Below are 14,317 nucleotides of genomic sequence, written 5' to 3'. Positions count from 1 at the left end.
TCCGCTCTGCTCTGGGGACGGGCGAGGTCACTTCACTTCTGTTCTGGGGACGGGTGGGTCACTTCACCCGCAACCTGGTGCCGGCGATCGCCCGGTCGGCGAGGCGGCGGGCCTCGGCGGGGGAGTCGGCCACGGCCACCACGTGACCGATCCGGCCGGAGCTGTCCGCCGGTTCGGGGACGGGGTCCCCGGGACGCACCTCGATCTCGCTGTGGGTGCCGGGCACGTCGGGCACCCGGACGAGTTCCAGCACCCCGGCGCGCTCGGGGAGCAGGAAGCGGATGGCCGCCGCCCGTTCCCGGGTCGCCCCGGTGTCGGGCAGCCGGCCCGCCACGGCCTGGAGGTAGGCGACGGCTTCGCTGATCCCGGTCGCGGCCTCGACGATCTCGCAGATGTTGTCACCGGGCAGCCGGGCCCCCGTCTCGATCACGACCGGCGTGTGGGATCCGGGCGGGATCTTCACCTCCGTGTGCGCGATGCCGTTGCGGATCCCGACGGCGAGAGCGGCGCGGGCCGCGGTGTGCTGCACCGCCCGGGTCAACTCGGGCGGCAGTCCGGCCGGGCAGGTGTGCCCGGTCTCGACCCGGTACCGTCCGGAGGTGGTGTCCTTGGCGACCACCGGCAGCGCGTACGGGACACCGTCGGCGACCACGGTCTCGGCGGAGTACTCCGCGCCCGGCACATAGCTCTGCAGCAGCACCCGCGGGTCCAGCGGCAGCCCGTGCGGCATCGCCCGCGTGAACCGCCGGGCAGCGGCGACCGCGTCGTCGAGCCCGTCGGGCCCGGCCACGACGCTGACGCCCCAGGACCCGCCCTGCTCGGCCGGTTTGACCACCAACGGCCAGCCCAGCGCGGCATCGGCCGCGGCCCGGTGCGCCTGCTCGGCGTCGGCGGCCACCGCGCCCGCCGGGACCGGAATCCCCGCCGTCCGGAAGGCCTCGGCCATCACGATCTTGTTGCGGGCGGCCTGCGCGAGGGCCGGGTCGTTGCCGGGCAGTCCGAGCCGTGCCGCCAGTGCCGCCGCCAGCGGGGTGAAGAGCTCCCAGCAGGCCGCGACCGCGCCGATCCGGTGCTCCCGGCAGTAGGACTCCAGGTCGTCCAGCGCCCGGTCCGGGTCCGTCAGGTCGGTGAAGCAGACACCGGCCAACGCCCGGGCCGGCCAGGGGGCGTAACTCTCGTGGACGTCGCGGTGCGTGGCGCCGTACAGCCGCAGTCCGAGCCGGTCGGCGGCCTCGGCCAGGAACGGACCGGCGTTCCCCATCGGTTCGACCACCATCACGCCGGTGGCGTTCGGCTCTTCGCTCATTCGACGTCAACTGTCGCCGGACATCGATGACTTGAAGGTTTCCCCAACGTAAACACCTTTCGAGAACGCCGAGTTGATGCACTCACCCTATGGCCTCAACAAATTGTTGCATGTTCGAATGCGCAGGCACGGTAACGCACGCACGGCAGGCCCGACCAGAGGGATCCAACGTGAACAACCTGCGCAACGAGCTCGCCCAGTACATCGAACAGGGCGTCATACCGCCCTACCAGTACTCCTACCCGCCGCGCTCGACCTACCGGCCCCTCGACGAGGGAGCCTGGGACGCGCGCGAGGTCTGGGCGCGCGACCTGAGCAACCATCAAGTCCCCGAGCTCAACCTCTACCTGCACGTGCCCTTCTGTCGCTACAAGTGCGGCTTCTGCAACCTCTACACGGTCATCTCCACCGACCAGGAGCTGTACGACGCCTACACCGACGCGCTCTGTACACAGATCCGCGACCACGCCGAGGTCATCCAGGCGCGCCGGCTGCGCACCGTCTACATCGGCGGCGGCACCCCCTCCCTGCTCGGCACCCGCCACTTCGAGAAGATCTTCGACACCCTCGGGTCCGTCTATCCCAACTGGCGCTCCACCGTCGAGGAGGTCGCGGTCGAGGCCACTCCCGACTCGATCGTCGCGGACCCGGAGGGCTTCGGCCGGTTACTCCAACTCGGCCTGACCCGGGCCAACATCGGCATCCAGTCCCTGGTTCCCCAGGAGATCCGGGAGGCGGGGCGCGGCCAGGCGGGCGAGGACACCATCCGCCGGGCCGTCGGGATCGCCCACGAGCGGGGACTGCCCGACCTGTCCACCGACCTCATCATGGGCTTCGCGGGACAGACCCCCGAGTCCTGGCGGCACTCGGTGGACGAACTGGCCAAGCTGGCCCCCACCACCGTCTCCACCTATTTCCTGACGGTGCGCCCGGACGCATGGTTCTCCCGCACGGGCTCCTACCAGTACATGTGGAAGCCCGAGCTGTACGAGCGCTACGACTACGCCCGCGAGGTGTTCACCGCGCACGGCTACGTCCAGGAGGGCTCGGTCCGCTACAAGAAGCCCGGCCGGGGCGGCTACGTGCAGAAGGTCCTCACCTTCCACGGCGTTCCGCTGCTCGGACTCGGGGTCGGCGCACGCTCGTACACCTCGGTCCTGGACTACATGACCGGGAGCGTCAAGCCGTCCCTCACGGAGGTCGCGCAGTACATCGACCAGGCGAAGGCGCACACCCTGCGCCCCACCACGGGCTTCGTCCTCACTCCGGAGGAACGCGCCCGCAAGCGGCTGGTGCTGGACACCTTCGACCTCGACCTCGCCGAGCTGGACCGCTCCGGTCTCGACGCGATCACCGACGAGGTGGCCGCGGTGCTGGACGCGGCGGAGTCCAACGGGCTGGTGCACCGGGTCGGCCCGGGCCGGATCCAGCTCACCCCCAAGGGGTTCAAGTACCGCGACGTCCTGTCCTGGATGTTCTACTCCGGCCGGGTCAAAGACCTGGACCGCGAGTACTACGAAGGGCTGCACGAGGTCAACGCGCGGGCCCGCAGGAACATGGGAACTCCGGTACGCATCACCGGAATCACCGGTGCGCGGGAGACCGCGTGAGCGACCTGTTCATCGCGGCGGGCGGGGGCGGAGACCCGATCGGGACCGCGATCACCGCGATCGCCATGAGCGCGCTGCTCACGACTGCCGGCCCGGGCGGGGCGCACGGCACCGCCGGCCCGGACCTGCCCGTGGTCGCCACCTACTCCTGGGAGCGCCCGGAGGTCGATCCGACTCCCGGCCCGCTCGGCGTACGGGACTTCACCGGACTCCTCGACCGTCCCGAAGGGCACGTCCTGACTCCCGCCGCGCGGGCGGTCGCCCCGGCCGGATCCACCCTCCCCCGGCTCGCCGCGGACCTGCCGGTACGGCTCGTGCTGCTCGACCCGTACGAGGGGCTCGCCGGTCTGGCGGCGCGGATCCGGCGGCTGGCCGAGGCCTGCGGCCCCGGCCGGGTGCGGATCGTCGACGTCGGCGGCGACATCCTCACCCACGGCGACGAGGACACCCTGTGCAGCCCGCTGGTCGACGCTCTGGTCCTCGCCGCCTGCACCCTCGCCGACGTCGACGCCACCGTGCACATCGCCGGCCCCGGGACCGACGGGGAGATCCCCCAGGACGTCCTTCTGGACCGACTGGACCGACTGGACCGACTGGCCGGCACGGACGACCGGTCAGCACCGACCCCGGGGCACGCGCAGGCGGCCTACCGCGCCCTGGCCTGGCATCCGTCGGAGGCATCGGCCCTGTTCGCCGCGGCCGTCCTTGGAGTGCGCGGCACCGTGCGGACCGTGGGGCGGGCGATCCCGCTCACCGACGCCTCCGCGTACGTCCGGAACACGGGCCTGGAAGCCGCCGTTGCGGAGAACCCGGTGGCGCGGGGCCTGCTGGAGTCGCGTCCCAGAACCGTGGACGAGGCGGCCGACCTCTCGGCACAGCTCACGGGCATCCACGAGATCGCCCGCGAACGCCGCCCCACCGCGCCGCCCACCCCCTCGGCGGCACCGTTCCCGGCCGACGCGCACCGGGCACGGGAGCGGATACGGGCACAGGCCGGCGACGTGAGCCACGTGACGTCCCGCTTCGCCACCCGGGCACTGGGCCTGCCCTGGCAACGCATCCCCGAGGTACGCACCCTGCTCGGCGACGACGGCCCCGTCCACGCCCTGCACTGACCGCCCACGCGTATCCGGAGCGTCCGCGCCTTGGCTATCGCGGTGCCGCCGTGCTGTTCCTGACGATGAGGCTGGTCGGTACGAGGTCGGTCCCGGGCCGGGGATCGCCCTGGGTGCGGATCTGCTGGAGGACGCCCTGCACGCAGCGGCGGCCCACCTCGGCGAAGTCCTGGTGGACGGTGGTGAGGGGCGGGACGAAGAAGGCCGCGTCGGGGATGTCGTCGAAGCCGACGACGCTGACGTCCCGGGGGACGGACAGGCCGCGTTCGTGGAAGGCGCGCAGCAGGCCGAGGGCCATCTGGTCGTTGGAGGCGAACACGGCGGTGCAGTCGCCTTCGTCGGCGAGCGCGAGGCCGGCCGCGTAGCCCGACTCGGCCGACCAGTCGCCGTACAGAGGCGGCGGCACCGGGCACCCGGCCTCCTCCAGGACCGCGCGCCAGGCCTGCGTGCGGCGCTGGCCCGCGAACGACGTCTCGGGGCCCGTCACATGCCACACCGTCCGGTGGCCCAGGTCGAGCAGATGGCGTACGGCCTTCCGCGCGCCGTCGGCCTGGTCGGTGTCGACCACGCTGTGCCGGTCGCCGGCGTCGGAGTCCACGACCACGACATGGACGCCGGGCGGCAGTTGGACCGTGGCGGCGTCGAGCAGGTGGATCTCCATGATGACGATGACGGCGTCGACGGCCAGCTCGCCCATGCGCGTGAAGGCCCCCAGCACGTTGTCCTGGGTCGGGACGTCGATGGGGATCAGCGTGATCGCGTACCCCTCGGCCGCGGCGTGCGTGGCGATCGCCTCCACGGTGCGGCTGTTGCCCGTCGAGGACAGGCTGAAGAGGATCACGCCGATGGTGTTGAACTGGCCGTACCGCAGGGCGCGGGCGGCGCTGTTGGGCCGGTAGCCCAGCTCGCGCATCGCGGCGAGCACCTGCTCCCGGGTCGAACTGATCACGCCGGGATGGCCGTTGGAGACCCGCGAGACCGTCTGGGACGAGACGCCCGCGAGCTGGGCCACATCGGCCATGGAGACCCGCTGCTTGCGGCGCCCGCCGGGCACGCCCGAACCGCCCCGTTCCACCACTGGTGCCTCCTTCGACCCATCCGCAGCTGTTGCGCAACGCACCGGATGTTACGTGTGGGAAACCTTGACGACCGCTGGGTCGGATGTCACGATTCCGGCGCCGCCAAGTTCACGTAAACATCACCCTGGACCCCCACCTCTTGTCCAGCATGTTTACGTAAACATGCTGACCTGAAAGGGTACGTCGATGCGCAAGACCCCCACCAGCACCCGCTTCACGCCCCGGTTGCGTACCGCCTTCGTCGCGGTCGCCCTCGCCGCGATCAGCGGCACCACCCTCGCCGGCAGCCCGGCCTCCGCCTCCGCCGCCTCGCCGATGACGGACACCACTCAGTTCAAGGGCGTGAACTGGGCCGACCCGCGGGACAACTTCGCCGACGACCTCCTCCAGCTGTCCGGCCTGTCGACCTCCGACACCTACGCCCAGACCTACACCAAGGCGAGCCGGATCATCTCGGCGTTCCGCGCGAACCTCGGGGCCAACACGGTGCGGCTGCCCATCAACCCGTACACGGTCAACGGCAGTTACTGGAAGTCGTACCGCGGGGTCATCGACGCGGCCTCCGACAAGGGCTTCAAGGTCATCGTGTCCTACTGGGAGGGGACGGGCGCCCAGAAGGACGGCTTCATCGACGACGAGACCACCTACTGGCCCATGTGGAACAACGTCGTCAAGGCCTACAAGAACGACAGCCGCGTCTACTTCGAGCCGATGAACGAGCCGCACGGCTACACCGACACCGAGTGGGCCGACAAGGCCGCGCAGTGGCTGTCGACCTACCCGTCGGTCCCGCGCAACCGGATCTTCGTCAGCGGCGCCGGCTACAACGACCACGTCACCTCGGTGTGCGCCGACCCGCGCCTGAAGGGCACCTACCTGTCGCTGCACCACTACGGGTTCTGGAAGGAGTACGCCACCTACGACCAGTGGGTGGCCGACCTGAAGGTGCGCATCGGCGACTGCGCGAACCGGACCGTCGCGGACGAGTTCGGATCCCCGATGACCACGGGCCTGAACTACAACGTGCCGACCCCGGACAACAACTTCGTCAACTTCCTCCAGGCTGTCACCGACACCTTCCGCGAGCTCAAGATGGGCTCCGTGTACTGGCCGGGCCTGCGCACCGACGACACCTACTCCCTCCAGACCCTGACCGGCGACCCCGCCAGCCCCTGGCTGGCCACCACCAACCAGTCCGGCGCGGACCGGCTCGCCTGGGCCTGGGGGCGCGGCAAGGCCGTCCAGCAGCCCTGACCCTGCCGGACCGGCCCATGTGACCCCCGCGACCTGACGCGGGGGTCACAGGCCGTCGAGAGCCCTGCGATGTCCTCACAGCACCTTGCGATGGACGAGCGCCGACAGGACGAGCGCGCCCGGGATCAGCGGCAGCCAGATCGTCACCACGCGGTAGCCGATGACGGTCGCCGTGGCGAGGCTCAGGGGCGCGCCGAGTGCGGCCATCGTGAAGACCAGGGCCGCGTCCACGGGGCCGATGCCGCCCGGTGCGGGGACGGCCCCGGCGACCGCGCCCGCGGCGAGGAACGCGAGGGTGACCTGTGCCCAGCTCAGCGGCAGGCCGAGCGCGGCGCCGACCGAGGCGATCACGCTCGCCTGGAGGAGCGGGGTGGCGGCGGCCCCGCCCCACAGGGCGAGGACGCGGGCGGGCCGGGTGTGCAGCAGCCGGGCGTCGGTCAGGGCGGTGCGTACGAAGGTGAGGGCGGGGCGGCGCAGCGGGGGTACGGCCGCCGCGACCAGGGCCGGTGCCGCGAGACCGAGGGTCACGGCCCCGGCTCCCAGGAGCAACGTCCTTTCGTCGGGGGCGAGTCGGTCCAGCCGCAGCAGGTCGGGGGAGGTCGCGAGGAAGACGAGGAGCACCAGTGTCTTCGCGATCGGGCGGACCAGTACGTAGAGGGCGAGGGAGGCGGCGGCCCGGGGCAGGGGGATGCCCCGGCCCAGCAGGAAACGCAGCGTGACCGCGTGGGCGCCCATGCTCGCCGGGAGCACGTGGTTCGCGGCGCCGGCGGCGAACTGGGACGCGAGCAGCAGGCCCGGCGGCAGTCGGTCGGGCAGGGCGCCCTGCCGTACGCACGCGGCGGCCACCCAGCCGAGGCAGGTGAAGAACACCGCCGCCAGCAGCCACCACGGGTCGGCGGCGGCCAGCCGGGCGGCGCCGTCGTACACGGTGTGCCAGTCGAACACCGCCCATGCCCCGATCAGCAGGAGCGGGAGCAGGCTCAGCGCCTTGGGGAGGAGGCGCGCGAGGGCTGGGGACCGGGCGGGGCCGGCGGTGGGGTCGGGAGCGGGAGCGGGAGCAGGGTCAGGAGCGGAGGCGGGGAGCGCTCCGGGGGGACCGTCGAGCGGGAGCAGGGACACGGCGCACGTCGTCCTTCCGCGTCGCGCTCCGCGCGGTGCGGCGCGGGGCGCGACGGATCCGAGGCGATGCAGGGGCGGTACAGCAGGCGAGCAGACGAGCAGGTGGGGACCGCTGAGTCTTTCCCGTTCGGTGTGACGCCGTGGTGACCGGAAACCGACGGGGCGTGGGCGTGCGGCCGTCGGAAGTGAGTTTGCCCAGGGCGCCGGGGTCTCAGTCCCGGTGCGCCCCGGGCCGGTGAATCACCAATCCACAGGACTGTTGACTTTTGGCTGAATGAGCCAGAGGATTTCGGGGGTGAGCCACCCCGAAGGCGTGACCCTCAGTACCGCCCGTACCGCGCTCCCCGTCGACCTGGACGAGGCGGCCCACCGCTGTCTGGTCGCCGGGTTCGACGGCACCACGGCCGTCCCCGACACCCTGAAACGGCTGATCGACCGAGGTCTCGGCGCGGTCATCCTGTTCACCCGCAACGTGCGGGACGCGGAGCAGGTGCGCCGGCTCACCGACACCCTGCGGGCCCTGCGCCCCGACCTGCTCGTGGGCATCGACAACGAGGGCGGCGGCATCGGCCACCTGGTGAGCGCCGGCGCCCCCGAGGTGCCCGGCTCCTTCGCCCTCGGCGTCGCCGACGACCTCGACCTGACCGCCCGGTGCGCCGACGCGCTCGCCGGTCATCTGGCGACACTCGGCATCACCGCGTCCTACGCGCCGGTCGCCGACGTCCAGCACCTCCCGGACAACCCGATCGTGCGCACCCGCGCCTTCGGCACCGACCCGGACCTGGTGTCCCGCCACACGGCGGCCTGGATCGCCGCCACCGAGGCACGCGGCATCGCCTCCTGCGCCAAGCACTTCCCCGGCCACGGCGGCACCGTGACCGACAGCCACCACGAGCCGGCCGTGGACCCGCGGCCGTACGACGAACTCGACCTCACGCCCTTCCGGGCCGCCATCGCCGCCGGTGTGCCGATGCTGATGAGCGCCCATGTCGTGTTCCCGGCGCTGGACGCCAACCGCCCCGCCACCCTCAGCCGCCGCATCCTGCGCGACCTGCTCCGCGACGAGCTCGCCTTCGACGGCGTCCTGGTCAGCGACGCGCTGGAGATGAAGGCGATAGCCGACCGCTACGGCGAGGCGGCCGGGGCGCGGATCGCGCTGGCCGCGGGGGCGGACCAGGTCATCGTCGCCGTACCGGATCTCGAGGTCACGCTGGGCTGCCGGGACGCCGTGCTCGGAGGGCTGGGCAACGGGACCCTGCCGGAGGAGCGGGTCGGGGAGGCCGCGGGGCGGGTGCGCCGGCTCGCGGAGCGGTATGCCGCGCCCGCGACCGAGGTCGCCGCGTGGGACGCGGGGGCGGGGCTGGAGGCGGCCCGCCGGGCGGTACGGAGCCGCAGTGGTCCCGCCCCCGTGCGCGGCGCCCATGTCGTCGACCTGTTCCCGCCGCCGCACCCGGCGCTCAACTGGGGCGGCGAGGACCTGCTGACCGAGCTGCGTGCCGTCGACCCCACCGCCACGGGCACCTGCGTCACCGGAGAGCCCGCGGACCCGGCCGCCCTCGTCGACGGCATCGCGCGCCTGGCCCGGGACACCCCCCTGGTCGTCGCCACCTGCGACGCCGGGCTGCACCCGTGGCAGGCGGGCCTGCGCGACGCCCTGCTGGCCCGGCGGCCGGACGCGGTACGCGTGGCCACCGGGCTGCCGGACGACGGCACCCTGTGCTCGTACGGGCGCGGGAAGGTGAATCTGCGGGCGGTCGCGGAGGTGCTGGCGGGGGTGTGACGTGCCGGAGGTGACGCCTCACGGCAGGCGTACGACGTCCTTGATCCCGCGCGCCGCAAGGTAACCCTCGTCGTCCGCCCGCGACGCCAGTACCACCGCCGGCCGGACCCCCTCCGTGCGCAGCCGCATCCACGCCTCGAAGTACGCGCCTCCCGGGCCGGACACGGAACGGGTGGCGGGCGTGCAGTCCAGGACCAGGGCCGTCTCGCGCGGCCCGGGTGACGGCGGCAGGTCGCGCAGGTCGGCGACCGTGGCGGCGAGGGCGTCCGCGATCGGCTTGCGGCGGCCCGTCGCGTCGAACAGGCCCAGGGTGTACTCGAGCTCCGGATAGTCGGCCAGGGAGCGGTCCACGTCGTGGGAGCACCACCACGTCACGCCCCACAGGTTCGCGCACTCGGCCGCGTTCCGTACGGTCGCCCGCGCGAACTCCGGTGCGTCGGCGGCCGGGATGTGCGGCTCGGGGGCGCCCGTCTCCTGGACCCAGACCGGTCGGGCCGGGTCGACCGCGTACGCCGTGGCGAGTTCCGTGCCGTACTCGGCGAGGTGGTGCACCTGGGGGGAGGCGGCGCCGTAGCGGCGGGCGCAGTCGCCGGAGAACACCCAGGGGTGGACGGTGGTCAGGTCGCCCTTGTGGGCCGAGGCTTCCGGGGAGAACGGGTGGTCGTCGCCGTACCAGGCCGCGTCGTACGCGGAGTGCGTGACCAGGTGACCGGGGCGCACGCCCGCGCGGGCGGCGGCCAGCAGGGTGTCGAGGTAGTGGTCGACCTCCTCGGCCGTCACCGGGTTGTGCTCGACCAGGTTGTTGAGCTCGTTGCCGAGCTGGAGACCGATCAGGTTGGGGCGGCCGGCGAGGGCGCGGCCCAGCTTGCGCAGGAGTTCGGCCTGTGCCTCGATGGCCTCGGGGTCGGTGAACACGTTGCGGTGGTGCCAGCTGCGGGTCCACTCCGGGTAGAAGTCGAAGCTGGACAGATGCCCCTGCACGCCGTCCACGAGGACGTCGAGGCCCGCCTCCGCGGCCAGGTCGACGAGCTGCGCCAGCTGGTCGACGGCGGCGGGGCGGATGAGCGTGCGGTTGGGCTGCAGGAGCGGCCACAGGTGGAAGACCCGGACGTGGTCGAGGCCGAGCCCGGCTATCTGGTCCAGGTCCTCCCGGGCGTGCACGGCGTCGAAGTCGTGCCAGGAGTGGAACCAGCCGCGGCGGGGCGTGTAGTTGACGCCGAAGCGGAGTGTAGGGATGGGATCCTCCTCGAGTCCGGGGCTTGTCCTGTGTGAGTACCGCTCTTGTGCTGCGCGAATGTATCAACCACCATAGTCAGTGATGGGCAATGATTTGAACCAGAAGTGTGGTGACGTCGAGGGCGGTGAGCTCGTCGTCGGCCTCGACGCGGGCGGCACGCGTACCCGTGTCGTGCTCGCCGCCGCGGACGGCCGCCTGCTGGGCGAGGGCGCCGCCGGGCCGGGCAACGCCCTGACCGTCCCGATGCCGCAGCTCATCGAGCATCTGGCCGAGGCCGTCGCCGCGGCGGTGCCCGAGGAGGCGCGCGGCCGGGTCGTCTCGGTGGCCGGCGGCTTCGCGGGCGCCACGGCGGCCTCCCCGGACGACCCGGGGCACGTCAACGCCCGGTCCGCCCTCACGTCGGCCCTGCGGCGGCTCGGCATCCCGGCCGGTCCGGTCGGCATCTGCAGCGACATCGAGGCCGCCTTCGCCGCCGCGCCCGGCACCCCGGCCGACGGCCTCGCCCTGGTGGCCGGCACCGGCGCGGTCGCGATGCGCATCGCCGACCGCCGGGGCACGGTCACCGTGGACGGCGACGGCTGGCTGCTCGGCGACGACGGCAGCGGCTTCTGGATCGGGCGTACGGCCGTACGGGCCGCGTTGCGCATGGCGGACGGACGGGGACCGGCAACCGCCCTGGCCGCGTCCGTGGGGCGGGCACTGGGACTGCCGGGCGGCGTGCTGCCGGGTGACGACGAGGATGACCGCGGGGCCGGCTGGACTCGCCCCCACCGCGAGGCCTACCGCATGCACCTGCTCCCGGCCGTCATGGCCGACCCCCCGATCCGGCTCGCCCGGCTGGCCCCGCTGGTGGCCGAGGCGGCGCGGGAGAAGGACGCGGTCGCCGAAGCCATCCTCGAAGAGGCCGCCGACCAACTGACCGAGACCGTACGGGCGTTGAACCCCCACCCCGGCGAACCACTCGTCGCCACCGGCGGCCTGCTCGGCCCCGACGGCCCTCTGACGCCCCTCCTGGCCCCTCGCCTCGCCGCCCTCGGTCTCACCCTCGACTGGGTGGTCGACGGCTGCCGGGGTGCCGTGGCCCTCGCCCGGCTCGCTCATGGTGGTGGCAGCCGATGAAAGTCATGGTCGGCCAACTGACCGATGCTGTACGGGCGTTGATCCCCTACCCGGGCGAACCGCTCGTCGCCACCGGCGGTCTGCTCGGTCCCGACGGCCCTCTGACGCCCCTCCTGGCCCCTCGCCTCGCCGCCCTCGGTCTCACCCTCGACTGGGTGGCGGACGGCTGCCGGGGTGCCGTGGCCCTCGCCCGGCTCGCTCATGGTGGTGGCAGCCGATGAAAGTCATGGTCGGCCAACTGACCGATGCCGTACGGGCGTTGATCCCCTACCCGGGCGAACCGCTCGTCGCTACCGGCGGTCTGCTCGGTCCCGACGGCCCTCTGACGCCCCTCCTGGCCCCTCGCCTCGCCGCCCTCGGTCTCACCCTCGACTGGGTGGCGGACGGCTGCCGGGGTGCCGTGGCCCTCGCCCGGCTCGCTCATGGTGGTGGCAGCCGATGAACGACATGGTCTACCGCGACCCCACCGCCCCCGTCGACGACCGGGTCCGCGACCTGCTATCCCGGATGACCCTGCGCGAGAAGGCCGGCCAGCTCAACCAGCGGATGTACGGCTGGGACGCCTACCGCCGCACCCCCGACGGCGGCTTCGAACTCACCGAGGACCTGCACGCCGAGACCGAGCGCTTCGCCGGGCTCGGCGCCCTCTACGGTCTCCAGCGCGCCGACGCCTGGTCCGGCGTCGACCACACCAACGGGCCCGGTGCCGAGGACGGCGCCGCCCTCGCCGATCTCGTGCAGCGGCATGTCGTCGAGCGCAGCCGGCTCGGCATACCGGCGCTGTTCGTCGAGGAGGTGCCGCACGGCCACATGGCCCTCGACGGCACGGTCCTGCCCGTGAACCTGGCCGTCGGCGCCACCTGGGACCCCGGCCTGTACGAGTACGCCGCCGCCCACGCCGCCGCCGAACTGCGGGCCCGCGGCGGCCACGTCGCCCTCGTGTCCGCGCTGGACATCGCCCGCGACCCGCGCTGGGGCCGTACGGAGGAGTGCTTCACCGAGGACCCGTACCTGGCGGCGCGGCTCACCGAGGCGCTGGTGCGGGGCATGCAGGGGGAGCACGCGGCGGGATTCGCCGCCGACAAGGCCCCCGTCGTCCTCAAGCACTTCGCCGGACAGGGCGCCACCGTCGGCGGCCGCAACTCCGCCGAGTCCGAGCTCGGGCCCCGCGAACTCCACGAGATCCACCTCCCCGCCGCCCGGGCCGGCATCCGTGCCGGAGCCGCCGCCGTCATGGCCGCGTACAACGAGGTCGACGGGATGCCCTGCTCCGGCAACAGGGCCCTGCTCACTGGGCTGTTGCGGGAGGACTGGGGCTTCGACGGGCTGGTCATGGCGGACGGACTGGCCGTGGACCGGCTGGCCCGCATCACCGGCGACCAGGTCTCCGCGGGCGCCCTCGCGCTCAACTCCGGTGTGGACCTGAGCCTTTGGGACGAGGGCTTCACCCACCTGGAAGAGGCGGTCGAGCGCGGGCTGGTGAGCGAGGACGTGCTCGACACGGCCGTCGCGCGGGTCCTGCGGCTCAAGTTCCGTCTCGGCCTGTTCGAACAGCACACCACGCCCACGGACTTCCCGGCCCACGGCAGGGACGTGAGCACGACGCTCGCCCGGGCCGCGGTCACCCTCCTCCACAACGACGCCGGTGTCCTGCCCATCGCGGCGGGCGTCTCCCGTATCGCGGTCCTCGGACCCCAGTCCGCCACCACCGCCCACCAGTCGGGCGACTACACCGCCCCGCAACGCCCCGGCACCGGCACCGGCGTTCTCGACGGGCTGCGGCGACTCGCCCCGCCCGGCGTCGACATCCGCCACGCCCGCGGCTGCGCCCTCACCGGCCAGGACCTCTCCGGCATCCCCGAGGCGGTCGCCGCGGCCGCCGCCTCCGACCTGGCCGTGCTGGTGCTGGGCGGCAGCAGCGCGCGCACCCCCGACACCGACTTCGCGGCCAACGGGGCGGCCCGGACAGCCGTCTCCGAGATGACCTGCGGCGAGGGCGTCGACCTCGCCGGACTACGGCTCGGGAAGGCCCAGCACGCCCTGCTCGACGCCGTCACCGCGACCGGCACCCCCACGGTCGTCGTCCTGATCCAGGGCCGCCCGCACGCCGTCCCCGAGGCGGCCGAGCGGGCGGCGGCGCTGCTCACCGCCTGGTACCCGGGCCCGTGGGGCGGCGAGGCGATCGCCGAGATCCTCCTCGGGCTCCGGGAACCGACCGGCCGCCTCCCCGTCTCCGTCCCGCGCTCGGCGGCCCAGCTCCCCGTGTACTACAACCACAAGGACAACGAGTACGGCGCCTACGTGGACGACAGCGCCGCACCGCTCTACTCCTTCGGGCACGGGCTGTCGTACACGAGCTTCGCGTACGGACCGCCGCGGCTGTCCGGGCACACCGTCGAGGTCGACGTCACCAACACGGGGGAACGGCAAGGGCGTACCGTCGTCCAGCTCTACATCCGGCGGCTGGTCACCCCCGTGTGGCCGCGCACGCTCGAACTGCGCGCGTTCCGGGCCGTCGACCTTCGGGCGGGCGAGTCCCGCACCGTCGCCTTCTCGCTCGGCGACGACCAACTCGCGCAGGTCGGCGCCGACTTGGCGACAGCCGTGCTGCCGGGGACGCTGGAGATCCGGGTCGCGCAGTCCGCGGGGGACGCGCTGACCGCCGTACCGGCGACCCTGCGCGTCCCCCTCGGCTGAG

12 protein-coding genes are annotated in these 14,317 nt (G+C 73.0%); 8 read left to right on the top strand and 4 right to left on the bottom strand.

All coding sequences use genetic code 11. The annotated features are described in order from the left end of the window. Positions 1-58 precede the first annotated feature (58 nt). Entirely contained in the window at positions 59-1,306 is a 1,248-nt protein-coding gene (locus tag OG252_RS14120) for an ATP-grasp domain-containing protein (RefSeq protein WP_329336369.1), read from the bottom strand. Between the two features lie 170 nt (positions 1,307-1,476). Between OG252_RS14120 and OG252_RS14115 the strand changes: the two genes are divergently transcribed. Both OG252_RS14115 and OG252_RS14110 read left to right on the top strand, forming a co-directional pair. Next, positions 1,477-2,916: a coproporphyrinogen-III oxidase family protein gene (locus tag OG252_RS14115; protein ID WP_329336366.1), complete on the top strand. Its 1,440-nt coding sequence runs from the start codon at positions 1,477-1,479 to the stop codon at positions 2,914-2,916. Next, complete coding sequence (locus OG252_RS14110) at positions 2,913-4,031, top strand: DUF1152 domain-containing protein (protein WP_266432462.1); 1,119 nt, start codon at positions 2,913-2,915, stop codon at positions 4,029-4,031. The genes OG252_RS14115 and OG252_RS14110 overlap by 4 nt, the downstream gene beginning before the upstream one ends. Before the next feature lie 34 nt (positions 4,032-4,065). Here OG252_RS14110 and OG252_RS14105 read toward each other — a convergent pair whose 3' ends face one another. Beyond that, the gene (locus OG252_RS14105) at positions 4,066-5,109 is read right to left on the bottom strand and encodes a LacI family DNA-binding transcriptional regulator (RefSeq protein ID WP_329336364.1); all 1,044 of its coding nucleotides are present in this window, start codon (positions 5,107-5,109) and stop codon (positions 4,066-4,068) included. A 187-nt stretch (positions 5,110-5,296) separates the two neighbouring features. Between OG252_RS14105 and OG252_RS14100 the strand changes: the two genes are divergently transcribed. After that, a complete protein-coding gene (locus tag OG252_RS14100; RefSeq protein WP_329336362.1) occupies positions 5,297-6,364 on the top strand; it encodes a glycoside hydrolase family 5 protein in 1,068 nt (355 codons plus the stop codon). A gap of 75 nt (positions 6,365-6,439) precedes the next feature. Here the strand turns inward: OG252_RS14100 and OG252_RS14095 are convergent, their stop codons facing one another. Next, on the bottom strand, positions 6,440-7,483 hold the full coding sequence (locus tag OG252_RS14095; RefSeq protein WP_266432456.1) for a lysylphosphatidylglycerol synthase transmembrane domain-containing protein: 1,044 nt from the start codon (positions 7,481-7,483) through the stop codon (positions 6,440-6,442). Positions 7,484-7,778: 295 nt separating this feature from the next. On the opposite strand from OG252_RS14095, the gene OG252_RS14090 reads away from it, so the two are divergent. Further along, the gene (locus tag OG252_RS14090; RefSeq protein ID WP_266432453.1) at positions 7,779-9,263 is read left to right on the top strand and encodes a glycoside hydrolase family 3 N-terminal domain-containing protein; all 1,485 of its coding nucleotides are present in this window, start codon (positions 7,779-7,781) and stop codon (positions 9,261-9,263) included. A gap of 18 nt (positions 9,264-9,281) precedes the next feature. Here the strand turns inward: OG252_RS14090 and OG252_RS14085 are convergent, their stop codons facing one another. Continuing rightward, positions 9,282-10,499 carry a glycoside hydrolase 5 family protein gene (locus OG252_RS14085; RefSeq protein WP_329345140.1) on the bottom strand — a complete coding sequence of 406 codons (1,218 nt, stop codon included), beginning with the start codon at positions 10,497-10,499 and terminating at the stop codon, positions 9,282-9,284. An 82-nt stretch (positions 10,500-10,581) separates the two neighbouring features. Here OG252_RS14085 and OG252_RS14080 point away from each other — a divergent pair, with 82 nt between their 5' ends. From OG252_RS14080 to OG252_RS14065, 4 genes are read left to right on the top strand one after another with little or no spacing between them, the layout of a single operon-like run. After that, positions 10,582-11,619, top strand: coding sequence for an N-acetylglucosamine kinase (locus OG252_RS14080; RefSeq protein WP_329336359.1), 1,038 nt, complete (start codon positions 10,582-10,584; stop codon positions 11,617-11,619). Further along, on the top strand, positions 11,616-11,840 hold the full coding sequence (locus OG252_RS14075) for a hypothetical protein (RefSeq protein ID WP_329336357.1): 225 nt from the start codon (positions 11,616-11,618) through the stop codon (positions 11,838-11,840). Before OG252_RS14080 ends, OG252_RS14075 begins: the two co-directional genes overlap by 4 nt. After that, the gene (locus OG252_RS14070; protein ID WP_329336357.1) at positions 11,837-12,061 is read left to right on the top strand and encodes a hypothetical protein; all 225 of its coding nucleotides are present in this window, start codon (positions 11,837-11,839) and stop codon (positions 12,059-12,061) included. The genes OG252_RS14075 and OG252_RS14070 overlap by 4 nt, the downstream gene beginning before the upstream one ends. Before the next feature lie 5 nt (positions 12,062-12,066). After that, positions 12,067-14,316: a glycoside hydrolase family 3 N-terminal domain-containing protein gene (locus OG252_RS14065; RefSeq protein WP_329345139.1), complete on the top strand. Its 2,250-nt coding sequence runs from the start codon at positions 12,067-12,069 to the stop codon at positions 14,314-14,316. Position 14,317: the final 1 nt, after the last annotated feature.

It is taken from the genome of Streptomyces sp. NBC_01352 (genome assembly GCF_036237295.1).
GTDB lineage: Bacteria > Actinomycetota > Actinomycetes > Streptomycetales > Streptomycetaceae > Streptomyces > Streptomyces plumbiresistens.
This window is presented reverse-complemented; position numbering and strand designations above follow the sequence as displayed.